The 24481-nt window shown below is 71.0% G+C and carries 28 protein-coding genes; 14 read left to right on the plus strand and 14 right to left on the minus strand.

Annotated features, from left to right (window positions below; all coding sequences use genetic code 11):
- Nucleotides 1-15: 15 nt before the first annotated feature.
- Nucleotides 16-438 (plus strand): 50S ribosomal protein L17, encoded by a 423-nt coding sequence (rplQ, locus tag GXW71_RS20475; protein ID WP_211854514.1) that lies wholly within the window; start codon nt 16-18, stop codon nt 436-438.
- Nucleotides 439-502: 64 nt separating this feature from the next.
- Here the strand turns inward: rplQ and GXW71_RS20480 are convergent, their stop codons facing one another.
- The 4 genes from GXW71_RS20480 to GXW71_RS20495 are packed head-to-tail and all read right to left on the minus strand — an operon-like array spanning nt 503 to nt 2891.
- The gene (locus GXW71_RS20480; RefSeq protein ID WP_211854515.1) at nt 503-931 is read right to left on the minus strand and encodes a hypothetical protein; all 429 of its coding nucleotides are present in this window, start codon (nt 929-931) and stop codon (nt 503-505) included.
- Entirely contained in the window at nt 928-1065 is a 138-nt protein-coding gene (locus GXW71_RS20485; RefSeq protein WP_211854516.1) for a hypothetical protein, read from the minus strand. Before GXW71_RS20485 ends, GXW71_RS20480 begins: the two co-directional genes overlap by 4 nt.
- On the minus strand, nt 1052-1912 hold the full coding sequence (locus GXW71_RS20490; protein ID WP_211854517.1) for a DMT family transporter: 861 nt from the start codon (nt 1910-1912) through the stop codon (nt 1052-1054). The genes GXW71_RS20485 and GXW71_RS20490 overlap by 14 nt, the downstream gene beginning before the upstream one ends.
- Before the next feature lie 10 nt (nt 1913-1922).
- Complete coding sequence (locus tag GXW71_RS20495; protein WP_211854518.1) at nt 1923-2891, minus strand: Bug family tripartite tricarboxylate transporter substrate binding protein; 969 nt, start codon at nt 2889-2891, stop codon at nt 1923-1925.
- 144 nt (nt 2892-3035) lie between these two features.
- Here GXW71_RS20495 and GXW71_RS20500 point away from each other — a divergent pair, with 144 nt between their 5' ends.
- Nucleotides 3036-4007: a Bug family tripartite tricarboxylate transporter substrate binding protein gene (locus GXW71_RS20500; RefSeq protein WP_211854520.1), complete on the plus strand. Its 972-nt coding sequence runs from the start codon at nt 3036-3038 to the stop codon at nt 4005-4007.
- A 3-nt stretch (nt 4008-4010) separates the two neighbouring features.
- Here GXW71_RS20500 and GXW71_RS20505 read toward each other — a convergent pair whose 3' ends face one another.
- Together GXW71_RS20505 and GXW71_RS20510 are read right to left on the minus strand one after the other, a co-directional pair.
- Nucleotides 4011-4853 (minus strand): alpha/beta fold hydrolase, encoded by an 843-nt coding sequence (locus GXW71_RS20505; protein ID WP_211854522.1) that lies wholly within the window; start codon nt 4851-4853, stop codon nt 4011-4013.
- A gap of 43 nt (nt 4854-4896) precedes the next feature.
- Complete coding sequence (locus GXW71_RS20510) at nt 4897-5778, minus strand: LysR substrate-binding domain-containing protein (protein ID WP_211854524.1); 882 nt, start codon at nt 5776-5778, stop codon at nt 4897-4899.
- Between the two features lie 358 nt (nt 5779-6136).
- Here GXW71_RS20510 and katG point away from each other — a divergent pair, with 358 nt between their 5' ends.
- Nucleotides 6137-8344: a catalase/peroxidase HPI gene (gene katG, locus GXW71_RS20515; protein ID WP_211854526.1), complete on the plus strand. Its 2208-nt coding sequence runs from the start codon at nt 6137-6139 to the stop codon at nt 8342-8344.
- Nucleotides 8345-8386: 42 nt separating this feature from the next.
- Here the strand turns inward: katG and GXW71_RS20520 are convergent, their stop codons facing one another.
- The 3 genes from GXW71_RS20520 to GXW71_RS20530 form a co-directional block, all read right to left on the minus strand.
- Nucleotides 8387-9355 carry a cyclase family protein gene (locus GXW71_RS20520; RefSeq protein WP_211854528.1) on the minus strand — a complete coding sequence of 323 codons (969 nt, stop codon included), beginning with the start codon at nt 9353-9355 and terminating at the stop codon, nt 8387-8389.
- A 66-nt stretch (nt 9356-9421) separates the two neighbouring features.
- A complete protein-coding gene (locus GXW71_RS20525) occupies nt 9422-9688 on the minus strand; it encodes a hypothetical protein (RefSeq protein ID WP_211854530.1) in 267 nt (88 codons plus the stop codon).
- A 240-nt stretch (nt 9689-9928) separates the two neighbouring features.
- The gene (locus tag GXW71_RS20530; protein WP_211854532.1) at nt 9929-10891 is read right to left on the minus strand and encodes a tripartite tricarboxylate transporter substrate binding protein; all 963 of its coding nucleotides are present in this window, start codon (nt 10889-10891) and stop codon (nt 9929-9931) included.
- 158 nt (nt 10892-11049) lie between these two features.
- On the opposite strand from GXW71_RS20530, the gene GXW71_RS20535 reads away from it, so the two are divergent.
- Nucleotides 11050-12315, plus strand: coding sequence for an MFS transporter (locus GXW71_RS20535; protein WP_211854534.1), 1266 nt, complete (start codon nt 11050-11052; stop codon nt 12313-12315).
- Here the strand turns inward: GXW71_RS20535 and GXW71_RS20540 are convergent.
- A complete protein-coding gene (locus GXW71_RS20540) occupies nt 12277-12846 on the minus strand; it encodes a YcxB family protein (RefSeq protein WP_211854536.1) in 570 nt (189 codons plus the stop codon). The two genes, GXW71_RS20535 and GXW71_RS20540, sit on opposite strands and share 39 nt — an antisense overlap.
- Nucleotides 12847-12979: 133 nt before the next feature.
- Between GXW71_RS20540 and GXW71_RS20545 the strand changes: the two genes are divergently transcribed.
- A complete protein-coding gene (locus GXW71_RS20545) occupies nt 12980-14305 on the plus strand; it encodes a replication-associated recombination protein A (RefSeq protein ID WP_367617338.1) in 1326 nt (441 codons plus the stop codon).
- Nucleotides 14306-14447: 142 nt separating this feature from the next.
- The gene (crcB, locus tag GXW71_RS20550; RefSeq protein ID WP_211854537.1) at nt 14448-14813 is read left to right on the plus strand and encodes a fluoride efflux transporter CrcB; all 366 of its coding nucleotides are present in this window, start codon (nt 14448-14450) and stop codon (nt 14811-14813) included.
- A gap of 119 nt (nt 14814-14932) precedes the next feature.
- Here crcB and GXW71_RS20555 read toward each other — a convergent pair whose 3' ends face one another.
- Entirely contained in the window at nt 14933-15400 is a 468-nt protein-coding gene (locus GXW71_RS20555; RefSeq protein ID WP_211854538.1) for a VOC family protein, read from the minus strand.
- A 92-nt stretch (nt 15401-15492) separates the two neighbouring features.
- On the opposite strand from GXW71_RS20555, the gene GXW71_RS20560 reads away from it, so the two are divergent.
- The gene (locus GXW71_RS20560) at nt 15493-16467 is read left to right on the plus strand and encodes an RluA family pseudouridine synthase (RefSeq protein WP_211854539.1); all 975 of its coding nucleotides are present in this window, start codon (nt 15493-15495) and stop codon (nt 16465-16467) included.
- A 20-nt stretch (nt 16468-16487) separates the two neighbouring features.
- Here GXW71_RS20560 and GXW71_RS20565 read toward each other — a convergent pair whose 3' ends face one another.
- The 3 genes from GXW71_RS20565 to GXW71_RS20575 form a co-directional block, all read right to left on the minus strand.
- Complete coding sequence (locus GXW71_RS20565) at nt 16488-16859, minus strand: hypothetical protein (RefSeq protein ID WP_211854540.1); 372 nt, start codon at nt 16857-16859, stop codon at nt 16488-16490.
- Entirely contained in the window at nt 16859-17878 is a 1020-nt protein-coding gene (locus tag GXW71_RS20570) for an NADP-dependent oxidoreductase (RefSeq protein WP_211854541.1), read from the minus strand. The genes GXW71_RS20565 and GXW71_RS20570 overlap by 1 nt, the downstream gene beginning before the upstream one ends.
- A gap of 66 nt (nt 17879-17944) precedes the next feature.
- Complete coding sequence (locus GXW71_RS20575; RefSeq protein ID WP_246526744.1) at nt 17945-19921, minus strand: 4Fe-4S dicluster domain-containing protein; 1977 nt, start codon at nt 19919-19921, stop codon at nt 17945-17947.
- Nucleotides 19922-20038: 117 nt separating this feature from the next.
- On the opposite strand from GXW71_RS20575, the gene GXW71_RS20580 reads away from it, so the two are divergent.
- The 7 genes from GXW71_RS20580 to GXW71_RS20610 all read left to right on the plus strand — a co-directional run bounded on the left by GXW71_RS20580 (nt 20039) and on the right by GXW71_RS20610 (nt 24468).
- Nucleotides 20039-20746, plus strand: coding sequence for a biotin/lipoate--protein ligase family protein (locus tag GXW71_RS20580; protein ID WP_211854544.1), 708 nt, complete (start codon nt 20039-20041; stop codon nt 20744-20746).
- Nucleotides 20743-21282 carry a DUF6505 family protein gene (locus tag GXW71_RS20585; RefSeq protein WP_211854546.1) on the plus strand — a complete coding sequence of 180 codons (540 nt, stop codon included), beginning with the start codon at nt 20743-20745 and terminating at the stop codon, nt 21280-21282. Before GXW71_RS20580 ends, GXW71_RS20585 begins: the two co-directional genes overlap by 4 nt.
- The gene (locus GXW71_RS20590; protein WP_211854548.1) at nt 21282-22319 is read left to right on the plus strand and encodes a DUF6352 family protein; all 1038 of its coding nucleotides are present in this window, start codon (nt 21282-21284) and stop codon (nt 22317-22319) included. The genes GXW71_RS20585 and GXW71_RS20590 overlap by 1 nt, the downstream gene beginning before the upstream one ends.
- The gene (locus GXW71_RS20595; RefSeq protein WP_211854550.1) at nt 22316-22846 is read left to right on the plus strand and encodes a DUF3305 domain-containing protein; all 531 of its coding nucleotides are present in this window, start codon (nt 22316-22318) and stop codon (nt 22844-22846) included. Before GXW71_RS20590 ends, GXW71_RS20595 begins: the two co-directional genes overlap by 4 nt.
- Nucleotides 22839-23447: a DUF3306 domain-containing protein gene (locus tag GXW71_RS20600; protein WP_211854552.1), complete on the plus strand. Its 609-nt coding sequence runs from the start codon at nt 22839-22841 to the stop codon at nt 23445-23447. The genes GXW71_RS20595 and GXW71_RS20600 overlap by 8 nt, the downstream gene beginning before the upstream one ends.
- 149 nt (nt 23448-23596) lie before the next feature.
- The gene (locus GXW71_RS20605) at nt 23597-24220 is read left to right on the plus strand and encodes a TorD/DmsD family molecular chaperone (RefSeq protein ID WP_246526745.1); all 624 of its coding nucleotides are present in this window, start codon (nt 23597-23599) and stop codon (nt 24218-24220) included.
- Between the two features lie 23 nt (nt 24221-24243).
- The gene (locus GXW71_RS20610; RefSeq protein ID WP_211854554.1) at nt 24244-24468 is read left to right on the plus strand and encodes a twin-arginine translocation signal domain-containing protein; all 225 of its coding nucleotides are present in this window, start codon (nt 24244-24246) and stop codon (nt 24466-24468) included.
- Nucleotides 24469-24481 lie beyond the last annotated feature (13 nt).

Consider the following 24481-nt stretch of genomic DNA (forward strand, 5'->3'; position numbering starts at 1 on the left):
TCAGGAACCACGACCATGCGTCACGGAATTGCCGGGCGGAAGCTCAGCGTCACCTCCTCTCACCGGGCCGCCATGTTCCGCAACATGGCGACCTCGCTGCTCAAGCATGAGCAGATCACCACGACGCTGCCCAAGGCCAAGGAGCTGCGCCCCTACGTGGAGCGCATCATCACCCTCGGCAAGCGCGGTGGCCTGCATGCGCGCCGTCAGGCCTATGCGCAGCTGATGGACGAGGCGGTGGTCGCGAAGCTCTTCACCGAGATTGCGGAGCGCTACAAGGCCCGCGCCGGCGGCTATACCCGCGTGCTGAAGGCGGGTGTCCGCTACGGCGATGCCGCCGACATGGCGATCATCGAGCTGGTCGAGCGCAACGTCGCCGCCAAGGGCCTCGACAGCGGCCCGAAGCCGGAAGCGGCCGAGGAGCAGGAAGAAGGCTGAGGCCTTCCTTCCCAACGGTTTCATCGGAAGGGCGGGTCGCGCAGGCGGCCCGCCCTTCGCGCATTCAGCGCCCGCCGACCTGCTCCGCCCGCAGCCTGTCGAAACCCATCATCGCCTCGCCCACCGCGGCCGGCCAGGCGTTCGGGTTGGGCGGCACCGCCAGGCGGGTGCGGCCATCCCGCAGCAACAGGATGAAGACGCGTCCTTCCGCGATATCCTGCGCCAGGAAGATGCCGCCCGCGGCGCAGCCTTCCGTCCCGCAGCCCCAGCCATAGACATAGCGGTTCTGCATCACCGCCAGCCCCGGCCCGGGATCGCGCAGCCGGCGCGAGACCTCGCCGCGCAGGCCGCCCGTCGCGGTGTGCACCAGCGACGCCACGCCCTCATGCCGCGCCAGTTCCAGCACCGGCTGGCCCGCCAGCGCACGCGCATCCTCCTCCGCGACTGCCGGCAGCGTCAGAAGAGCGATCGCCAGACCCCAAAGCCTCGTCATTGCATCACCAGGAAGCCCGCCGGGACGCCCGGCAGCAGCCCTGCGGCATAGGCCTCCGGCCGGCTCGCCGCAACCATCGCCACCGGCGCCGGCAGGGTCCCGCGCGGCGCCGCCTGCCGGTCACGCCGCTCCACGATCCAGGCGCCAGAGCCAGAGCCCGGCCGCGACGATCACCGCCGCACCCAGCGCGACGCCCGGCCCCGGCACGTCGTCGAAGACCAGCCAGCCGAACAGCGCGCCCCACAGGATGAAGCTGTATTGCCACGGCACCACGACGGAGGCCGGCGCGATCCTGAGCGAGCGCGTCACCGCCACATGCGCGAGCGTCGCGGCGATGCCGAGGCCGAGCAGCAATGCGACGTCCAGCACCCCGGGCGGCGTCCAGCCGAAGGGCAGCAGCACCAGCCCGAGCAGCAGGGCGCCGAGCATCTGGAAGGCCACGAGCTGGGTGTCGCGCGCCGCCCGCAGCGCCCGGGTGCAGACCACGAAACACGCATAGAGCAACGCGCCGCCAATCGCGATCAGCACCGGCAGTGGGTCGCCCTGGATGCCCGGGCCCATGGCCAGCAGCACGCCGGCAAAACCCAGCGCCACCGCCGCGAAGCGCTTGGCGCCGACCCGCTCGCGCAGCAGCAGCGCCGAGATCACCGTGACGAAGACCGGTGCGGCCATCCAATAGGTCATGGCATCGGCGAGCGGCATCATCGAGACCGCCCAGTAGAAGCTCGCGACCTCCACGGTACCGAAACTCACGCGCAGCAATTGCAGCCCCGGCCGCGGCACCTCGAGCAGCCGCACCAGCCCGTCCCGCAGCAGGAAGGGGGCCAGCAGCAGCAGCGCGGCGAGGCTTCGCAGCACCAGCACCTGGCCGACCGAGAAGGTCTCGACCAGCCATTTGCCGAGCGTGTCGTTGAGCGAGAACAGCAGCACGCCCGCCAGCATCAGCAGGATGCCGGCTGCGTGCCCCCCAGGCCTGGCCATGGCGCTGCGCTCAGTCGGCGCGGATATTCGCCTCCCGCACCAGCGCCGCCATCTCCGCCCGCCCTTCGGCGAGGAAGCGCGCGAATTCCGCGGGGCGGCTGCCCACCGGGATGCAGCCGATCTGCACCAGCCGCTCCCGCACCGGCGTTTCGGACAGCGCCGCGACCATCGCATCCGACAGCGCCTGCACATGCGCCGCCGGGGTCGCGGCCGGCGCGAAGAGGCCGGCCCATTCGTTGGACGCGAAGCCCGGATAGCCCTGCTCGGCGATGGTCGGCACATCCGGCCGGCTGCTCACCCGCTCCAAGGTGCCGACCGCGAGGAAGCGGCCGCGGCCGCCATCGACGACCGGCCCCGCCGAGACCAGGGTCGTGAACACCGCATCCACATTGCCGGCCGCGAGATCCTGCGCCGCCGCGGCGCCGCCGCGATAAGGCACATGCACCACATCGATGCCGGCCCGGCGCATGAAGGCGATGAGGCCGAGATGCCCGGCGGTCGCATTGCCCTGGGTGCCGACGGTGAGCGTCCCCGGCTGCGCCTTCGCCGCCGCCACGAATTCCTGCAGGCTGCGCGCCGGGAAGTCGTTCTTCACCGCGACCGCGGAGGGGAACAGCACCACCAGCCCCACCGGCGCGAAGGCCGTCGCGTAGTCGAAGGGCAGCCCGCGCAGCAGCGCCGGGTTCACGATATGCGAGGACGCATCCCAGAGCAGCGTGTGCCCATCCGTGGCCCGCGCCACTTCGCCGCCGCCGAGCGAGCCGGAGGCGCCGGTGCGATTCTCCACCAGCAGCGACTGGCCGAGCCGTTCCGCCATGCGCGGGGTCACGACCCGCGCCGCGCTGTCGGCGGCGCCGCCGGCTGTGAAGGGCACGATCACCCGCACCGAGCGGTTGGGCCAGGTCGCCTGGGCGCGCGAGGCGCCGGCGGGCAGGGCGAGGGCCAACGCGCCGAGCGCGCGGCGGGACAGGCTGTTCATGGCGATCTCCCGGATCAACTCGGTCCCGGATGATCCGGGCGCAGGCGCGCGTCAAGCGGCTGCATTGCCCGATTCCCTGGCATCCGCCATCGTCGGCCCCGGAATGCAGGGGCAAGCCAGACCCCACGCCGGAGGAAACCCGCCATGAAGCGCCGCAGGCTTCTGCCCATGCTCGCCGTCACGCCACTGCTGCCGCGCCTCGCCCGCGCCCAGGCCGTCTGGGGCCCCGACCGCCCGGTGCGCTTCGTGGTCGGCTTCGCGCCTGGCGGCAGCACCGACACCACGGCCCGCGTCGTCGCGCAGGGCATCAGCCCCGGCCTCGGCCAGCAGGTGGTGGTGGAGAACCGCACCGGCGCCGCGGGCAACATCGCGACGGAGTTCGTCGCCCGCAGCGCGCCGGACGGCCACACGCTGATCGTCGCCTCGATGGGCTCGCACGCGACCAATGCCGCGCTCTACCGCAACCTGCCCTTCGACCCCGTGCGCGACTTCGCCCCGGTCAGCCTGGTGGCGCTGAGCGCCGCGCTGCTGGTGGTCCGCAAGGACCTGCCGGTCGGCAATGTCGCGGAGCTCATCGCCCGGGCACGCGCCAATCCCGGCGCGCTCAATTGCGGCACCGCCGGCGCCGGCAGCACGCAGCACTTCGCCGCCGCGCTGTTCGAGCATCGTGCGGAGATCCGCTTCACCCAGGTCGCCTATCGCGGCGGCGCGCCAGCCATGGCGGACCTGGTCTCCGGCCGCCTCGACCTGATGTTCACGCCGGTGGTGGAGGCCATGCAGCAGGTGCGCGACGGCCAGGTGAAGGCGCTCGGCATCACCGGCACGAGCCGCTCGCCGGCGCTGCCGGACGCGGCGCCGATCGGGGACGCCCTGCCGGGCTACGCGTTCAACAGTTGGCTCGGCCTTTTCGCCCCCGCGGCCACGCCGCGCCCGGCGATCGAGCGTCTCTCGCGGGAGGTCGCGGCGGCGCTCCGCAGCGCGGCCACGCGTGACCGGCTGGAGCAGCTCGGCTACCAGCCGGTCGGCAGCACGCCGGAGGAATTCGCCAGCTTCTTCGCGGCCGAGATGCCGCGCGTCGCGGAGCTGGTGCGCATCTCCGGCGCCACCGTGGAGTGAATTCTACGCATCCAGGCTCCAGCGCCCGCGCTCGACGGTCGAGAAGAAATCCTGCACCGCGCGGTTGAAGGCGGCCGGCTCCTCCAGGTTGATCGCATGCCCGGTGCGCGGATGCATCCAGAGCCCGGCATTCGGCAGGGTGCGCTTGAGGAAGATGTTCGGCTCGATGCAGGGCGCATCCTCGTCGCCGACCGCGAGCAGCGTCGGCACCCGCATCGCCCGCAGCCTCTCCTCCCAGGCATAGACGGGGTCGCGCGCCCCCTGGTAGTGGCGCATGGTCAGGCCTGATCCCTCGGCCGAATGCTCACGCAGATGCTGCACGAACTCCTCCCAGCCGCGCGGATCCTTCTTCCGGAGCTGGATGCGCGTCGGGCTCAGCCCTTGCTCGACCGCGAGCGCACCCCAGCCCTCCTGTCGGATCTGCTCCGCGCGCGCCGCTTGCGCCGCGCGGAAGGCATCGAGCTCGGCGAGGTCCGATCCGGTGCCGACGCCCGCCACCACCAGCGCCGTCGCCATCTCCGGATGGCGGATGCCGAAGAGCAGCGCCGCGAAGGCACCCATCGACAGGCCGACGACATGCGCGCTGGGGATGCCGAGATGGCGCATCACCGCCGCGATGTCGGCGCAGGCGAAATCCTGTCCGTAGAGCCTGGGGTCGCTCGGCACCTCCGATGGTGCATAGCCACGCGCCGCGAAGGTGATGCAGCGATACTCGCGGGAGAAGAAGCGGACCTGCGTCTCCCATTCGCGGTGATCCGATCCGTATTCGTGCACGAAGACGATCGGATGGCCCTTTCCGGTCTCCTCGTAATAGAGGCGCGCACCTTCCGCCGGGGCATATGGCATGGCTTCCTCCTGCCGGTTCCTGGTCGGGGCGATCCTGGCCCGATCACAGCACCTCCGCCACCACCCCGCGGATCACCCGCGCCACCCCTTCCAGCACCGTCATGCGCGGAAAGGAGGCGCGGGCGACGATGGCGACCTCCCGCCGCGCCCCGCCGGCCAGCGGCCGCAGCACGACGTCCAGCCCCTTCACCGCACCGGCCGCCAGGCCCGGGATCAAGGTCGTGCCATAGCCGGCGGCGACCATGTGGATCAGCGTCTGCAGCCCCGCCGCGCGGAACGCCTCCGCATTCGGCCCGGTACGGCCGCAGGCGGCGATGGTCTGCCCGCGCATGCAGTGCCCGTCGGCCAGCACCAGCAGGTCATTGCCGAGCGCCTCTTCCCGCACCCGGTCCTCGCGCGCCAGCGGATGGCCCACCGGCAAGGCCGCCAGGAAAGGCTCCACGAAGAGCGGGATGGTCGCGAAATTCCCCACCGGCGCCTCGGTCGCGATCAGCGCCGCGTCGATCTGGCGCTGCCGCAGCCGCTCCAGCAGCCCTTCGGTCACGTCCTCCCAGGGGTCGATGGTCAGGACTGGGAAGGCCTCCCGCAGCGGCGCGAAGGCCAGCGGCATCAGATAGGGCCCGAGCGTCGGGATCACGCCGAGCCGGAGCGGGCCGGAGAAGGGGTCGCGCGCCGCCTGCGCGATCGCCATCATCCCATCCGCCGCCTCCAGCGCGCGCCGGGCTTCGGCCAGGACCGCTTGGCCCACCTCGGTCGGCTGCACCCACTTCTTGGTGCGCTCGAACAGCACGACGCCGAGCGTCTCCTCGAGCTTCTTCACCTGGGTCGAGAGCGTCGGCTGGCTGATGTGGCAGGCCTCTGCGGCGCGGCCGAAATGCCGGTGCTCCGCGACTGCGAGAATGTACTGCAGGTCGCGCAGATTCATGATCGCTCCGGACTTGCGCCGCCCGGCGGCGCGGCGTCATCATCGCTTCGCTCAATCGTATCAGTCGGAACAATCAAATAGAACCTAGGATCAGCGCCGCCTAGCCTTCCTTCCATCGAAGCCAGCCAGGGAGCACGCCCGATGACGGAACACCTCACGACCGCGACGAGGTCACCGGTCGCGGCACTGCGGATGCCGGCGCGCTAGAGCGTGCTGCGCGCGCAAGCGCTCACGCATGATGCTCCAGCCCTTCGTTTGAGCGCGTGATTCAGACTCTTCGGCAATTCCGCCTCAAGTCATCACGCTTCAATCCCTTCAGAACGACGCCAAGAATCACAAAGCACGATCGGAGAGAAACATGGATACGAATACCGATGTGAGTGCGGGCAAGTGCCCGGTCATGCATACCCCCGTCAGGTCCAACCGGGACTGGTGGCCGAACCAGCTGAACCTGAAAACCTTGCACAAGAATTCGCCCCAGTCCGATCCGATGGGCGAGGGCTTCAACTACGCCGAAGAATTCAAGAGTCTCGACCTGGCGGCATTGAAGCGGGATCTTCATGCGCTGATGACGGACTCGCAGGATTGGTGGCCGGCGGATTTCGGCCATTACGGGCCCTTGTTCATCCGCATGGCCTGGCACAGTGCCGGCACCTACCGCATCGGCGACGGCCGTGGCGGCGCCGGTGCCGGCCAGCAGCGCTTCGCGCCTCTCAACAGTTGGCCGGACAACGCGAGCCTCGACAAGGCGCGCAGGCTGCTGTGGCCGATCAAGCAGAAATACGGCCGCAAGATCTCATGGGCCGATCTGATGATCCTGACCGGCAACGTCGCCCTGGAATCCATGGGCTTCAAGACCTTCGGCTTCGCCGGCGGGCGTGAGGACGTCTGGGAGCCGGAAGAGGGCGTCTATTGGGGGTCGGAGACCACCTGGCTCGGTGGCGACAAGCGCTACACCGGTGAGCGGGACCTCGAGCATCCGCTCGGCGCCGTGCAGATGGGCCTGATCTACGTCAACCCCGAAGGTCCGGAGGGCAAGCCGGACCCGGTCGCGGCGGCCAGGGATATTCGCGAGACCTTCGCGCGCATGGCGATGAACGACGAAGAGACCGTCGCGTTGATCGCGGGCGGCCACACCTTCGGCAAGACCCATGGCGCCGGCCCCGCATCCCATGTGGGGCTGGAGCCGGAAGGCGCCGACATCGCGGAGCAGGGCCTTGGCTGGAAGAGCAGCTTCGGCACGGGCATCGGCGCCGACGCGATCACCAGCGGCCTGGAGGTCACCTGGACCACCACGCCGACGAAGTGGAGCAACAACTTCTTCGAGAACCTGTTCGGCTATGAATGGGAGCTGACCAAGAGCCCGGCCGGCGCGCATCAGTGGAAGCCGAAGGGGGACGCGGGCGCCGGCACCATCCCGGATCCCTTCGACCCCTCGAAGCGCCGCTCGCCGTCCATGCTGACCACGGATCTCTCGCTGCGGTTGGACCCGGCCTATGAGAAGATCTCGCGGCGCTTCCTCGAGAATCCGGACCAGTTCGCGGATGCCTTCGCCCGGGCCTGGTACAAGCTGACGCACCGGGACATGGGCCCGCTCGCCCGCTATCTCGGCCCGGAAGTGCCGGCCGAGGAACTCATCTGGCAGGACCCCATCCCCGCGGTCGACCATCCGTTGATCGACGCCAAGGACATCGCCGCCCTCAAGGGCAGGATCCTGGCGTCCGGCCTCACCGTCTCGCAGTTGGTGTCCACCGCCTGGGCCGCGGCCTTCACCTTCCGCGGCTCCGACAAGCGTGGCGGTGCGAACGGAGCCCGGCTTCGCCTCGCCCCGCAGAAGGATTGGGAGGTCAACCAGCCCGAGCAACTGGCGAAGGTGCTGAAGACGCTCGAAGCCATTCAGGGCGAGTTCAACGGCGCGCAGTCCGGCGGCAAGAAGGTCTCGCTCGCCGACCTGATCGTCCTGGCCGGTTGCGCGGGTGTCGAGCAGGCGGCGAAGAATGCCGGCCTCACCGTGACCGTCCCCTTCACCCCGGGACGCATGGACGCCTCGCAGGAGCAGACCGACATCGACTCCTTCGCCGTGCTCAAGCCGATCGCGGACGGCTTCCGCAACTACCTGGAAAGCAAGACCGTCAAGGGCGCACCCGTCGGTCCGGCCGAGGCCTTGCTGATCGACCGGGCGGAATTGCTGACGCTGACGGCACCCGAGATGACGGTGCTCCTGGGCGGCATGCGCGTCCTCGGCACCAATGTCGGGCAGAGCAAGCATGGCGCCTTCACCAGGCGGCCGGAGGCGCTGACCAACGACTTCTTCGTGAACCTGCTCGACATGGGCACGGAGTGGAAGGCGGTCTCGGACGCCAAGGACGTGTTCGAAGGGCGCGATCGCAAGACGGGCGAACTCAAATGGACCGGCACGCGGGTCGATCTCATCTTCGGTTCGCACGCCCAGCTCCGGGCGCTGGCCGAGGTCTATGGAAGCTCCGACGCGCAGGAGAAGTTTGTGCATGACTTCGTGGCGGTCTGGAACAAGGTGATGAACCTCGACCGCTTCGACCTGGCCTGATCGCGGTGGTTCGTCGGGGAGGGCGCTGCCCTCCCCGCGTCCCTACCGGAACGCCATCGCGTTCGCCGGGCTGCCGACGCCGCCGCGCAGGTTGAGCGGCGCCGCGGCCAGGAAGGCGGTGACCCGGCCGGTCTCCGCGCTGTGCTCGGCGAGGGCTTCCAGGTCGAAGAATTCACCGAGGCAGAAGCCCATGCGGCCGATGCCCCAGTGCAGGCTCGGCCGCAGCGGGGTGATCGGGAAGGCTTCCACGGTCGGGTTGTCGGCGGCGATCGCGGCGATGCCCTGATCCCAGAGCCATTGCCAGGTCGTGGCGCTGCCGTCGACGCCGCTGTAGTCGCGCCCGCGGATCAGCGCGTCGCGCGCCTCCGCATCCGCGGCGGCGCGAAAGGCGGCGAGCCAGCCGGTCCTGACCAGCAGGATGTCGCCCGTGCGCGGCGTCACGCCGCCTTCCGCGAGGCAGGCGGCGAGGTCCGCGGCGCTGGCGCGCAGGCTGCCGAGCGCCTGCCAGGCGCGGCCCCGCTTCGCGAAGAAACGCGGCAGGTCGGCCAGGATCGCGCGGCCGGCGATGCCATGCGCCAGCGCCTTGTCGATACCGTTGCGACTGGCCGCGCCGTGCACGACGGAGGACAGCGGCGCGTTGTTGTAGAAGCCGTGGATCGGGTCAGCGTAGTGGTTCAACCCATCCCACTGGCTGCTCGCCTGCAGCCAGAACCCGTCGAGCCGATCGTCGCGGGTCATCTTGTCGGGCCCGTCATCGGCCACCAGCACCGGCGTCGGCGCCGCCCGCCTGCGATGCGAGCCGGCCAGTGTCGCGCCGAAGGGCTCGTCGAGCGGCAGGTTCAGGCTGAAGCGCCGGCCTTCGCGGATCTCGGCGGCGCCGGCCGCGACGGTCGCATCGGTGATGCGGTTGAGGGTGCCGATCTGGTCGTCGGGCCCCCAGGCGCCCCAGGCGAGGGGAAGCCCGGTGCCGTCATCGGGGCGGGGAAGCTGGTCATAGGTCGGTGCGCGCATGCGGCGGAGCCTAGCCTGGAATGCGCTGCGCGCCAGCCCGCCGCCGCGCCATTCACAGACGGGCTCTCAGGCGTGCGCGCGGCGCACCCGGCTTCGCGGCGCCATGGACGGCAGCGGCATCGTCGCCTCCAGCTTGGCGCGGCGGATGCTGCCTTCCAGCTCCCGTGCCATGGCCTCGATGCCGGCCAGCATCGCGGCCACGTCGATCGCGACTGGCGCCGGCACCGGCATGTCGATGCTCACCAGGTCATGCGCGAGCCGGGCCAATATCGCGATGCGCGCCGCCGCCTCGTCGAGCGGCGCCTCGGCCATGCCTGTCACGGTCTTTGCCATCAGATCCTCCCTCCGGCCCGGGCTTGCCGCCCGATGCTGTTCCCGCGCCCAGCATTCCGCATGGGCCGGTCAAAGGGAAATAGGTTGTCTCTGTCGGCGCGATAGGCGGCCGCTATCGGAACGCGGTGTCGGCGCTGTCACCGGGCCTGGCCGGACGTGCTCCCCCACGCAGCGGCAGCAGCTTCCACGCCAGGATCAGGGGGGCGCGGCCTGCCCCAGGCCGCGCCCCTGGTCGATCGTTCAGATCTCGATCTGCGCTTCCCGCACCAGACGGCCCATCAGCGCCCGCTGCTCGCGGACATAGGCCGCGAAGCTCGCGGGGTCGCTGCCGACCGGGATGGCGCCGAGCGTCTCCAGCCGCGCCTTCACCGTGGCATCGGCCAGCGCGAATTTCAGCGCATCGTAATAGGCCGAGACCAGCGGCGCCGGCAGCCCGGCCGGCGCGTAGAAGCCGTTCCACTCGTTCAGCTCGTAGCCCGGGAAGCCCTGCTCCGCGATGGTCGGCACGTCCGGCAGCGGCGGGATGCGGGTCAGGGTGGTGACGCCGAGCGCCCGCACTTGCCCATCCCGCACAAGCTGCAGGCCGGAGGAGACCGTCGCGAAGACGAAGGCGGTGGTGCCGGCGATCAGGTCCGGCAGCGCTGCGGTGCCGCCGCGATAGGGCACATGGGTGATGTCGAGCCCGGCGCGGTTCAGGAACAGCGCGGAGGCGAGGTGGGACGCCGTGGCATTGCCCGAGGAACCGAAGGAGAGCGTGCCCGGCCGCGTCTTCGCCCAGGCGACGAATTCCGGGAGCGTGCGCGCCGGCGTGCTGTTCGGCACCACTAGGATCTGCGGCAGCACCACCACCTGGCTGATCGGCGTGAAGGCCGTCGCGTAGTCGAAGGGCAGGTTGCGGATCACGAAGGGGTTCACGGTATGCGCCAGCGCATCGACCATCACCGTGTAGCCATCGGGCGCGCTGCGGGCGACCTCGGCGGCGCCGAGCGAGCCGCCGGCCCCGGCGCGGTTCTCGACCACCATGGTCTGGCCGAGCTTCTGGGCCATCGGCCCGGCCAGTAGCCGTGCCGTGGTGTCGATGCCGCCGCCCGGCGAATAGGGGGCGATGAAGCGGATCGGGCGCGTGAAGCCCTGGGCGCGGGCGACGGCCGGCGCGGCGAGTGCGGCGCCGAGCAGGGCGCGGCGGGTGGTGGCAATGGTCATGTCGGGGGTCCTCCGTCGGCGCCTGTCTAGCAGATCAACCGTGTACGAATAGCAACCGGGCGTGACCGCCTGCCGCACGGCGGAACGCTTCGGCCGGGGCCGCAACATCGCCTGGCCCGATGGCGCCAAACCCGCCGCGACAGCGGAGCCAGAGCGTCATGTCGGATATCTCTATCGCGCAAACGCCCAGCCGGGCAGGATTCTTCGGCTGGCGCGTCACCGGCGCGGCCTTCACCATCGCGGTCTTCGCCTGGGGCATCGGCTTCTACGGGCCGCCGGTCTTCCTGCAGACCCTGCACGGCACCCATGGCTGGCCGGTGGCGCTGGTCTCGGCCGCGATCACCACGCATTTTTTGCTCGGCGCCGCGGTGGTGGCCAATCTGGCAGCTTTGCATCGCCGCTTCGGCATCGTCGCGGTCACCCGCGCCGGCGGGCTGCTGACCGCCCTCGGCCTGCTCGGCTGGGCATTCGCGCGCGAACCCTGGCAGCTCTTCGCCGCGACGCTGCTCAGCGGCGCCGGCTGGGCGATGACCAGCGGCGCCGCGCTGAATGCGATGATCTCGCCCTGGTTCATCCGCCGCCGCCCCGCGGCGCTCGGCATGGCGTTCAACGGCGCCAGCATCGGCGGCGTGGTCTTCTCCCCGCTCTGGGTCGCGCTGATCGCGGGGGCGGGGTTCCCGCTGGCCGCGCTGATCGTCGCGGCGGCGGTTGCCGTCGTGCTCTGGGTCCTGGCCGGCCGCTACCTGGGCCGCCAACCGGCTGCCATGGGCCTGCTGCCCGATGGCGCGGAGGCGGGCGCGACGGCGCCCGCGCCCATCGCTGCGAAGCCGGCAGCGCCCCTGGCCAGCCCCTGGCGGGACCGCCGGTTCCTGACCCTGGCGGGGGCCGCGACCCTCGGCCTCTTCGCGCAAATCGGCCTGGTGGCGCAGCTCTTCTCCCTGCTGGTGCCGCTGCTCGGCGCCGGTGGCGCCGGCCTGACCATGGGGGCGGTCACCGCGCTCGCGGTCGGCGGCCGCACGCTGCTCGGCCTGGTGCTGCGCCCGGGCGCCGACCGCCGTTCCGTCGCCGCCGCCAACGTCGCGCTGCAGGCCTGCGGATCCATCGTGCTGCTCGCGGCCGGCACCTCGGTGCCGCTGGTGCTGCTCGGCTGCGGGTTGTTCGGGCTCGGCCTCGGCAACGTCACCTCGCTGCCGCCGCTGATCGCCCAGGGCGAGTTCGCACCCGCCGATGTCCCGCGGGTCGTCGCTTTGGTTACCGCGATCAGCCAGGCCGGCTATGCCTTCGCCCCGGCCGCTTTCGGCCTGCTGCGGGATATCGGCGCGGAGGCAGCCGCCGTCCCTGCCGGTGCGCCGCTGCTCTTCGCGACGGCGGCGGTCATCCAGCTTCTATCCGCCGGCGCCCTGCTGCTCGGACGCCCGCGCTGACGCCGCCACCGTGCTGCGCAGCGCGGCGAGCGCCGCGGCGTCCTGGCCGCGCTTCGGCACGATGATGCCGTAGACCTCGCCCAGCATGATGAAGAGATGCGCCTCCGTCTCCTCGGCCCCCACCACCGCCGGCCAGCGATAAGTGGCGCGCAGCAGCGGGCTGTCGATGGTGACGCCCTCCGGCCCGACCTCGAGTTGCTGCTTCCCGAGGAAGCTCTCGCGCGGGTTCCGCCCCAGCATGGTCCGCACCTGGGCGCGCAGGCGCCGGCGAAAGGCCAGGTGCGAGAACAGGATCATCGCCACCGCCACCACCAGCCCGAAGCCCAGCTGCGCGGCGAGGTACCAGATCAGGTCCGGGCCGCCCTTGGGCGGCGGAAACAACAGGCCGATGGTCATCACCACGATCGGAAAGAAGATCAGGATCGCGATCGCCTGCCGCCGCCGCTGGGCCCTGAGGCGCGGCTGGTAGGCGATGTGCAGGTTGAACGCCTCGAAATCCGCGGGCGTGACGTCGTATTCCAATCGAATCATATCGCCTGCATGCCATGGATGCAGGATGAGGGACCATCCGGGCATGGATCACATCGCCCGGAAGGCCCATTCTTCAGGCGATGGCCATGCCTCTCCGCCCCGCCCCCGCTCCGTCCGCCGGCAGGTTGCCCGCGTGACCCGGCGCGTCCGCTCCGAACCGGGCCTCTTCGAGGGGCAGGCGCCGCGGCCGCTCGCCGACCGGCTGCGCCCCGCCTCCCTGTCGGAGGTGATCGGCCAGGACCACCTCCTCGGCCCCGACGGGCCCATCACGCGCATGGTCCAGGCGCGAGCCATCACCTCGATGATCTTCTGGGGGCCGCCGGGGACCGGCAAGACCACCATCGCGCGCCTGCTGGCCCGCGAGACGGAGCTCGAGTTCGAAGCGGTCTCGGCGATCCAGGGCGGGGTCGCCGATCTGCGCAAGGTGTTCGACGCCGCGCGCGGGCGGCGTGTGGCCGGGCAGGGGACCTTGCTGTTCTGCGACGAGATCCACCGCTTCAACCGCGCCCAGCAGGATGCCTTCCTGCCCTACCTCGAAGACGGCACCATCACCCTGATCGGCGCGACCACCGAGAACCCGAGCTTCGAGCTGAACGGCGCCATCCTGTCGCGCACCCAGGTCTTCGTGCTGCATGCGCTGGACGAAGCCGCCCTCGCCACTTTGCTGGATCGGGCGGAGGCGCATCTCGGCCGCGCCCTGCCGCTCGATGCCGATGCGCGATCGGCGCTGCTCGGCATGGCCGGCGGCGATGGCCGCTACCTCCTGAACCTGGTGGAGCAGCTTCAGACCATCGATGCCCCGGAACCGCTCGATGTCGCGGCGATGGGCCGCGCCCTGACGCGGCGCCTGCCGAGCCATGACAAGGCCGGTGACGGCCACTACGACCTGCTCTCGGCCTTCCACAAATCGCTCCGCGGCTCCGATCCGCATGCCGCGCACTACTATGCGGCGCGGATGATGGTGGCAGGCGAAGCGCCGGAAGCCGTCTTCCGGCGGCTGGCCTGCGCCGCGAGCGAGGATGTCGGCATGGCCGATCCGCAGGCGATGGTGCAGGTCATCACCGCCTGGCAGGCCTTCGAGCGGATCGGCTGGCCGGAGGGAAGGCTGTTTCTCGCGCAGGCGATCAGCTACGTCGCGACGGCGCCGAAGAGCAACGCCTCCTACATGGCCTTCGAAGCGGCGACCGGGCTGGCGCGGGAGACCAGCCATGTGCCGCCGCCGATGAACATCCTCAACGCGCCGACGCGGTTGATGAAGGAGCTCGGCTATCACGCCGGCTACCGCTACGACCATGACTACCCGGATGCCTATGCGGGGCAGGAATTCTTCCCGGAGGCGCTGCGCGGCGACCGGCAGCCGGAACTCTACCAGCCGAATGAGCGCGGCTTCGAGCGCGAGATCAGGAAGCGCCTGGACTACTGGGCTGCGCAAAAAGCCAAGCGCGGCGGCACGTCATGACGTGGCGGAGCGGCGGTGTAGGCTGGTGTAGGGTTTTGCATTTAGACCGTCCGCGCGCGTGTACGCTCTAAATAGAAAACCCTACACCAGCCTACACCCGGCCGCCGCGCGCCGGAGGAGCCCTCGCCCTGCCCCCGCTTACATGCCCGTGAGCCTCACCTCCGTCCTCTGGGTCGCCGCCGGTGGCGCCCTCGGCTCCGTCGCGCGCTACCTGGTCTCCGCCTGGGCGGTGCTGCAATTCGGCCTCGCCTTCCCCTGGGGGACGCTGGCGGTGAACGTCATCGGCAGTGCCGCGATCGGCGTGCTGGGCGGCATCGGCCTCTCGGGCGACCTGCGGCTCTTCCTGATCACCGGCGTGCTGGGCGGCTTCACCACCTTCTCCGCCTTCTCGCTGGAGACGGGGGTGCTCTGGCAGCGCTCCCCCTGGCTTTCGGTTACCTATGTCGCGGCCTCACTGACGCTGGGGCTCGCCGCCTTCGCACTCTGCTACTGGCTGGCGCGGCGCTGACACGCACCTAACGGACCGGTCGTTTGACCGGTCCGAGGCCGCGAATGCGGCCCGCCGCTAATGCGGCGAAGCCAAGGGCGGCGGATGCCGCCCGCCCGGCGTCTGAGGGGCAATGTTTATCACCCTTCCATCATCATCTTGTCCCAGCGCGCCTGCATCTCGGCGGGGCTCACATCCTCCCGCCGGCTCGCCAGGTGCCAGGCATGCCCGGCCGGGTCGATGATCGTCCCGCTGCGGTCGCCATAGAACTGGTCGGTCGCCGGCCGCTCCACCCTGGCACCAGCCGCGACGGCACGGGCGATCGCCGCATCCACATCCTCGACATAGAGGTGCAGCCGCGTGGCCCTGCCGCCCTCGCCCGGCGGCACCGCGCCATAGTCCGGGTAAGGGTCGGAGAGCATCAGCAGCGTGCCGCCGAGCCGCAACTCGGCATGGCCGACCTTCCCGGAGGGCTCGGTCAGCCGGAACTCCTCCGCCGCGCCGAAGGCCGCGACATAGAAGGCGATCGCGGCCGCCGCATCCGCCACCACGATCGAAACCGTGAGCGCCGGCCGCCCTTCCGGCACCGGGTTGATCCTGCTGGGCATGGCCATTCTCCTCCCCGACATTCGCGCGGGAAGCCTATCACCCCCGCGCGGCCGGCGCTGACGCCGCGGCGCGAAATGCCCTACACACCCGCATGACCATCACCACCCGCCAGGTGGATCCCGGCGACGCCGATGCCCGGCTCGATCGCTGGTTCCGCCGCCACTACCCCCAGCTTTCCCAGGGCGCGCTGCAGAAGATGCTGCGCACCGGGCAGATCCGCGTCGACGGCAAGCGCGCCGAGGCCAATAGCCGCCTCACCGCCGGCCAGGAGATCCGCATTCCGCCCTTGCCAGACGCGCCGCCGCCGGCGATGCGCGGGGAGCGCTTCGTCTCCGAGCATGACGCCAAGGACCTGGTCCAGAGCGTCATCTACCGCGACGACAGCGTCATCGCGATCAACAAGCCCTATGGCCTGCCGGTGCAGGGCGGCCCGGGCATCAAGCGCCACCTCGATGGCATGCTCGACGCGCTGCGCTTCGGGTCCGAGCATCGGCCGCACCTCGTGCATCGCCTGGATCGCGACACCACCGGGGTGCTGCTGCTGGCGCGCAATCCGCGCGCCGCAGCGAAGCTCGCCAGCGCCTTCCGCTCCCGCGATGCCGAGAAGACCTATTGGGCGATCACGGTCGGCCGCCCGGACATCCTGGAAGGCCGCATCGACTTGCCGCTCGACAAGATCGGCGGCCCGCGCGGGGAGCGGGTCACGCCGGTGGAGGACGGGCAGGGCGTGCACGCGGTCACCTATTACCGCGTCATGGACATGGCCCAGAAGCGCGCCGCCTGGCTGGAGATGCAGCCCCATACCGGCCGCACCCACCAGCTCCGCGTGCATGCGGCATCCGCCCTCGGCTGCCCGATCCTGGGCGATGGCAAGTACGGGCAGGCGAGCGCCCATATCGAGGGGCTCTCGGGGCAGCTCCATCTGCACGCGCGGGCCATCACCCTGCCGCACCCGGATGGCGGGACGATCAGCGTCGCGGCGTCGCTGCCGCCGCATATGAAGGCGAGCTTCGAATTCCTGGGCTTCGACCGGCCGCGGACGCCGAAGCCGAAGCGGAGCGCGTGAGGCTCAATCCGGGCCTGGGCTCACCAGCACCCATACTGCGTCATGCAGCGCTGGTACTGCGTGAAGCAGCGCTGCATGCAGCCCGCCCGGTCGGTCGGCGTGAAGGCGGGCGCGGCCGGGTTGCTGCTCCAGGTCCCGGGGCAGGCCACCTGGCAGGAGGACTGCATGCCGAGGCAGCCGTTCGCCAGTTGCGGCGCGCAGCGCTGCGGCCGCTGGCCCTGCTGGGGCCCGGCGGATGGCGCTGGTGCCATGGGGGCCGGCTGCGCGGGCGCATAGCTGCCGCCCTGCGGCGGCAGCGGCTCCGGCTTCGTACCCCAGCCCTGCGCCAGGGCGGGCACCGCCCCGGCGACCAACATCAGCGCCAGACCGAGGCGCCGCAGCCATCCCCGCATCAATCCACCTTCACCACGAGCTTGCCGAAATTCGCGCCCTTCAGCAGCCCGATGAAGGCGGCCGGCATCTTCTCGATACCCTCCACCACATCCTCACGCCAGTGCAACTTTCCGTTTCCGATCCAATCCAGCATCTCGGACCGGAACTGGCCATAGCGCTGCCAGCCGCTGTCGCTGACGATGAAGCCCTGGATGCGCAGGCGCTTGCGCACCACCGGGCCCAGATTCGGCCCGGCCGGCGCGCCCTTGGCGTCGGCCCCCGGTGCCTCGTTGTATTGCGAGATCATCCCGCACATCACCATGCGGCCGAAGTCGCGGAAGCGCGGGAAGACCGCCTCCTGTACCGCGCCGCCCACATTCTCCCAATAGACGTCGATTCCATCCGGGCACGCGGCGTCGAGCTGGGCGTTCAGGTCGCCGCGATGGTCCACCGCCGCGTCGAAGCCGAGCTCGGTCCGGATGAAGTCGCACTTCGCCTGGCCTCCGGCGATGCCGACCACCCGCGCGCCACGCTGCTTCGCGATCTGCCCGACCACCTGGCCGACGGCGCCGGAGGCGGCACTCACCACCACGGTCTCACCCGATTTGGGCTGGCCGATATCCTGCAGCCCGACCCAGGCGGTGAGCCCGGGCATGCCGAGCACCCCGACATTGGCCGAAAGCGGCGCCTCCTTCGGATCCACCTTGATCAGCCGCGAACCCGCCACGGCGCTGAACTGCTGCCAGCCGAAGGCATTGGTCACGTGATCGCCGGGCGCGAAGCGCGGATCGCGGGAGGCGATGACCTCGCCGACCGCCGCGGCCTCCATCACCTCGCCGAGCGCCACCGGCTTGGCATAGGATTTCGCGTCCGACATGCGGCCGCGCATATAGGGGTCGAGCGAGACGAAACGGTGCCGCACCAGCACCTCGCCTTCGCCGGGTTCCGGCACCGGGCCGGCGCTGATCTCGAAATCCTCCGGCACCGGGGCGCCGTTCGGGCGGCGCTTCAGCAGCACGCGCAGATTGGTCTCGGCCATGGGCTGTCTCCTTCTCCTGGGAGCATCCTGACGCGGGATGCCGGCGGAGGGGAGAGGGGCCGAGGGTCAGGCGTCGCTACGCTTCGCCCGTTCCGCTTCGCGCTGCCAGTCTTCGGTTGTCTTGGCGGTCGGGCGCGTAGGGCCGGCATAGGGATCGATGCCACCCTCGGTCGCCTCGATCACCCGGCAATCCTCGCACATCTCGAGCACCCGGAGCCGGGCGGGATCGGCGAACATCCAATGCGCGGCGAGCTTCGCCTTCACCTTCGCGATGCTGCTCGCGGTGCCGAAGGGCTTTTGGCAGCGCAAGCAGTGGAAGGGCGCCTCCTCCTTCACCACCACCGGCTGGCGCGCCTCGGGCGTGAAATTGAGCCGCGGCTCCAGCGTGATCACTTTCTCCGGGCAGGTCGCGGCGCAGAGGCCGCATTGCACGCAGGCATCCTCGAGGAAGCGGAGCTGCGGCGCCTCCGGATTGGCGCTGAAGGCGCCGGTCGGGCAGACGCTGGTGCAGGCGAGGCAGAGCGTGCAGCCATCGGCCGCGACCCGCGCCACGCCGAAGGGCGCCTGCGCCGGCATCGGCACGGTGGTGGCGGTGCCGCCGGAGGCCCGGTGCAGCGCCGATAACCCGGCGCGCAGGATCTCGCGCGGCGCGCCCATCGGCAGGAAGCTCTCCGGCGCATGCGCGTATCCCATGCGCGGCAGCGCAGACAGCGTCTCGCCCAGGGTGAAGGGATCATCCGTCTCGATTGCGGCCACCCGCGGCACCGGCTGCTCCAGCCCCAACCCGCCGAGGGCGGCGGCTGCATAGTCGATCGTGCGGAACAGCCCGTCGCTGCCATGCGGGCGCTTTGCCGGCAGCAGCAGGCGCACCGCGCCGGCGCCCCAGGCCAAGGCGCCGACGATCAGCCCGAGATCGACCGCCGTCACCTCGTTCACGCGCAGCGGCAGCACCGTCGCCGGCAGCCCGTCGCCATGCCGCGCCAGCGCATCCAGCAGGGGCTCGCCCTGCGCCGCATCGTGCAGCAGCAGCACGGCGTCGCGCCCGCCCGCCTCGGTGTAGGCCAACAGCATGCGGCGGATGCGGCCTGCCATCGCATCCGAGGGCGGCAGCGCGTATTGCGCGGCACCGGTCGGGCAGACCGCGGCACAGGCGCCGCAGCCGGCGCAGATCTCGGCGCTGATCGCGACGCTGTCCTTGCCCGGCGTGATCGCACCGGTCGGGCAGAGGTCGAGGCAGCGCGTGCAGCCGGTCCGCCGGTTGCGGCTATGCGCGCAGAGCCCGGCCTCGAAGGCGATGAAGCGCGGCTTGTCGAAGCTGCCGACCAGCTCGCCGGCTTCGCGCGCGATGCGCGCCGCGGCGGCGGCATCGCCGGGATCGGCGCGCAGGTAGCCCTGCCGCGTCTCATGGAACAGCGGCGCCTCGCCGCTGATGTCGATGACGATATCGCAGCGGCTCCGCGCACCGTCGCGCGCCGGCCCCCAGGCATAGGCATCGCGGGAGGAGGGGCGCGGCATCGCATAGCCATCGACCGCCAGATCGAAATTGCCGAGCCAGCCGGTCGCCGTCCGCACGCGCCCGCGCAGCACGGGATACTCAGTGGTGGGGCGTGGCGGCACCGGCTCCGCGCCGGTCAGCAGCACCGTGAGGTCGAGCCGGTCCTTCAACGTCTCCGCCAGATCCAGCGCCGCCGCATCGCGGCCGAGGATCAGCGCCACGCCCTCGCTGGTCAGCGGCGTCAGCGGCACCGTTGGCATGGGTTCGGCGGCGGCGGCCAGGATCGCCGCCATCTTGGGCCCGGCGCGTTTCGCGTCGCGCGACCAGCCGGCATGCTCCCGTACATTGGCGAAGATCAGCGGCAGGTCGCTGCCGGCATCCTCCGCTGCCTCCCGGAACAGGGGCGCCTGCGCGGTGCAGGCGACGGTGATCGGCCGGCCCTCCGCCAGGGCGGCCGTGAAGCGCTCCATCTGCCCGAGGCAGAGTTGTTCCGCCGTGCGCAGCGCACCGCCGCAGCCGCGCGCGATCGCGCCTGCGTCCAGCGGCATCGTATCCTCGCAACTGCACACGAACACGGTCCGCGCTTCGGCCATCCCGCTTCCCCAAGCCCCCGATAGGGCCATATAGGACCCACTGCTTCGTGTTGCGAGAGAGGACACGCCCGCTTGCCGTCCGGCCTGCCCGAGCTGCCGCCCGTCTTCGATCCCATCCTGCACCTGCGGGAAGGGCAGGATGCGATGCGCCGCGCCATCGCCCTGGCGCCGGAGAAGGGCGCCGGCTGCCTGGTCTGGGTGAGCGCGCTGGAGCGGGTGGAAGCGGCCGTGGTGCTGGAGCCGGAGCAGATCCTGCTGGCCGCGCGCCCGGCTTTGCTCTGCGCCGCCAATGCGCTCGGCGATGCGCTGGTGGCACTCGGCGCGCCGGAGATCCCGGTCACCATCCGCTGGCCGGCGACCCTGCTGATGAACGGCGCGGAGGTCGCGGCGCTGCGCCTGGCCGCCCCCGATGCGGCGGAAGAGAATGCGGTGCCGGACTGGCTGGTCGCCGGCTTCGCCCTGCGCCTGGCCTTTCCGCCCGCCCATGAAGCCGGCCGCACGCCGGATCGCACGGCGCTGCAGGAGGAAGGCTATGACGACACCACGGCCGCCGATGTCGTCGCCGCCTGGGCGCGACACCTGATGGCGAATTTTGCCGAGTGGCAAGGACCCGACGGCACCCGCCGCCTGGCGGAGAAATACCTGGCCCGGCTGGAGCATGCGCCCTGGCAGGAGGGCGCCCGGCGCGGCATCGATCCGGTCTCCGGCGATCTGGTCCTGGAACGTGACGGCCAGCGCGAGCGCATCCCGCTCGCCGCCGCGCTGGAGCTGGCGGCATGACGAAGCTGCCGCGCACGCTCCGCCTCGATGCCTCCGATGCCGTGGTCTTCGATCGCGCCGCGGCGCCCGGCGAATGGGCCGTGCCGGGCGGCTTCCATTTCTGGGACGACGACCTGGAAGCGCTGGCGGGCAAGCGCCGCCAGGCTTTCCGCGGCGGCTTCCTCGGCCTCGCCTCCTTCGGCTGGTCGACGCTGGTCGAGGTCGCCGAGGCGACGCCGGCGGAGCGCGAGGCGGCGCTGGCCGCGCTGGCGCGGCATATCCGCGACGCCTTCGGCGCCCCGGACGCCGCCGCCGCCCGCGCCGCGGCCGAGGAGGAGATCGCCTTCGCGGAGAGCCTCTGCGAACATCCGCCCGGCACCGTCATCGCGGTCGCGCGCAGCGTGGAGGATGGCGCGACGCGGGAACGCTTCCGCACCCTGCATCGCCGCCCCGCCGACCGCAACGCGCTGCCGGTCTTCAGCATCGTCGCGACCGAGGGCGAGGAGGACGCGCCCGAACATCCCGACCTCACGCGCCTCGCAGAGGAGCCGCGCTGATGGATGCGCTGATCCCCGGCGATTTCTGGGTCGCCTCCGGCCATCACCTCTGCGACCGCGACGCGGCGGGGCGGCTGGTGGCGACCGACGATCTCTGGCGCGCCTTCCTCGCGCGCCCGGAGCTGCTGCCGCCGGAGGAGGCCTGCGCCGCCGAGCGCGCCCTGTTCGATGGCCTGCGCGACACCCCGCTGCGGGCGGTGCCGCCCACCGAGATCGCCGCCATCGCGGATGCCGATGCGCGCGAGAATTGGCAGGTCTTCCTGGGCTTCCGCGACCGCGTCGCCCAGCATCCGACGCTCGAGGCGGCCTGGATCGCGCTGTTTCGGGCGGGCGTGTCGGGCATCCCGCCGATTTTCCTGCAAATGCTGACTCACCTCGTCGCACGCGCCGCACTGGACGGCGTCGGCGACCCCTTCACCCTCCGCGCCGGGGAGCTGCTGTTCCGCACCCAGCGCGTCGCCATCCACCAGGGCGCCATGCTGCTGGCCGATGAGGAGGTGCTGGAGATGCGCGCCGCCGATGGCGGCTTCGGGGCGCTCGGGCAATTGATGGTCGAAGCCGGCGCGCCGCCGCGCGAGGTGGAGCTCGACGTGCTGTCGGAAGCGAATGGCCCCGCCTATGCCGGACGCTCCGACGCGCATGACATGGCGCTCGACATCGCCGAGAACCGCCCTGGCCAGCATGGCCTCGCCCGCGCGCTGGAACGCTTCATCCTGCACGTCTTCGGGGAGGCGGTGACGATCCGCGCCGTGCCGGTGATCGAGGACCGGGACTGGAACTGGCATGTCGGCCTGGATGCCGAGGCGACGGCGATCGCCAACGACCTCTGGCATGGGAAGAAGGTGAAGCAGGCGCGGCTGGCGCGCATCCTCTGGCTCGGCGTGCTGGAATTCGCCGACCGGTCGCGGGTGCTGCCGCGCGTGGCGGGCAAGCCGATCTATCTCGCGCTCGCGATGGATGCCGCGAACCGGCTGCGCCTGAAGCCGCAGAACCTGGTCGCCGGCCTGCCGCTGATCGCGCGGGAGCAGGCGGCATGACGCTTGTCATCCCCGGCACCATGCATTGGCCCGTCACGGTGATCGTCGAGCGCCGGCGCGGCGTCACGCCCTGGCAGGACTGGGTCTGGCGCGCGGTCGGCGTGCAGGAGGATGCGCCGGCGCTGCCCGACTGGACGCTGCTCCGCGACGATGGCGACCGCGCCCTGTTCCATGCCGGCACTGCGGAGCTGGCGCTCTATCCGACCGACACCACGAATTATCTGCACAACCTGCAGGCCGAGCTGCCGCGCCTCTGGGTGGTGCTGCGGCAAGGCGAGAGCCCGACCGGCCTTGTTCTGCACACCGCGACCGTCGATGCCGGGGAAGCGCATCTTTACACCGACAGCGGCTCCGACATCGTCGAGGCGCTGCCGATGCCGGCGGCGCTGCGTGACCGGGTGGAAGCTTTCGTGGCACAGCACCATGTCGAACGCGCGTTCCACAAGCGGAAGCGCGACCGGCAGGACACCGACTCCCTCGGGCTCCGTCCCGGCGGCCGCCGCATGGAGGAAGACGAGGATGAGTGAGGGAGGCTTCCTCTCCCGCTGGTCCCGGCGCAAGCAGGCGATCGCGCGCGGCGAGGCCCCCGTCGAGCCCGCACCGCCGGAAGCCGCCGCGCCGGTCGCCGCGCTGCCGGACGATGCGCCTGTCGCCGAGCCGGCAGAGGAGGAACCCTTCGACATCGCCTCGCTGCCATCGATCGAGAGCCTGACGGCGGAGAGCGACATCTCCGGCTTCCTCGCCCGCGGCGTGCCGCAGATCCTGAAGCGTCAGGCGCTGCGGCGCATCTGGTCACTGGATACCGGCATCCGTGATTTCGTCGGCCCGGCCGATTATGCCTGGGACTTCAACGCGCCCGATGGCGTGCCCGGCTTTTCCCTGGACCTGCCGGGCGACGTGGGGAAGCTGCTGGCCCAGGCGATCGGCGCACCGCCTGAGCCTGAAGCGCCGGCGGCAGCCGAAACGCCCTCCATGCCCGACGTCCCGCCGGCCGAGGTTGAGGAACCGCAGCCTGCACCGCCGCTGCACCTGGCGGAGGCGGCGCCTGACACGGGCATCGATACGGTGTCGGCGGAACCCGATCCGGTGCCGCGCCCGCGGCGGCATGGTTCCGCAATGCCATCCTGAAGTTGCGAAGCGTTCGCAAGTAACGCGACCCATGCTCTGCATGCACTTTCCGGCGCGCAACTTTCTTGAGCTTCCCTGGTGTTTATGTGATGACAGGAGGGAAGTCCGACCAAGATGATCGGATACGGAAGAGGCAGGCTCGCCGGGGCATGGAAGAGCTGCCGGGACAAGGGATGGCGCTGGTCAGGTCGATGAGCGAAATGGCGGTGATCGACAGGCTGGATGCCGAGCGCGCACGGCTTTTCGCGCTGCTCGGGCGCCTGCTCTCGGCGGCGCCGGATGCGGCGCTGCTCGACGGACTGCGGCGGCTCCCGGGCGATCCCTCGCCGCTCGGCCGGGCCTATGCCGGCCTCGCCGAGGCGGCCACGCGACATGGGCCCGAGGCGATCGAGCGCGAGTATTTCGACCTCTTCATCGGCGTCGGGCGTGGCGAGCTGCTGCCCTATGCCAGCTATTACCTGACCGGCTTCCTGCATGAGCGGCCGCTGGCCGACCTGCGCGCCACGCTGGGGCGCATCGGCGCGCAGCGGGCGGCCGGCGTGCCGGAGCCGGAGGATCACCTCGCCTTCGTCTGCGACGTGATGGCCGGGCTCATGGAAGCCCGCTTCGCCGGTGACCCCGCCGAATTCTTCGCACGCCATATCAAGCCATGGGCCGCGCGCGCCTTCGCCGACCTGGAGGGTGCGGGGTCGGCACGCTTCTATCGTGCGGTCGGCGCGCTCGGCCGCATCGCGATCGAGATCGAGACGGCAGCCGCCGAGCTGCCGGCCTGATGGATGACCCGGAGGGACAGGACATGAGCGGGAAAGACGACAAGATCGCGGAGCGCCGGGGCTTCCTGCGGACGCTTGGCATCGGGGCCGCGGCTGCGGCAGCCGCTGCTCCCGCCGCCGCGCAGCGCGCCGACCAGGTGCCCGCGGGCCAGGCGCGGAAGGAGAATGAGGCCGACCGGCTGAAGGCACGCTACCGCGTCACCGAGGACGTGGCCGCCTTCTACCGCACCAACCGCTACGAATACTGACCGGGGACCCGCG

Origin of the sequence: Plastoroseomonas hellenica, from assembly GCF_018129085.1 — a bacterium.
Taxonomy (GTDB): Bacteria; Pseudomonadota; Alphaproteobacteria; order Acetobacterales; family Acetobacteraceae; genus Plastoroseomonas; species Plastoroseomonas hellenica.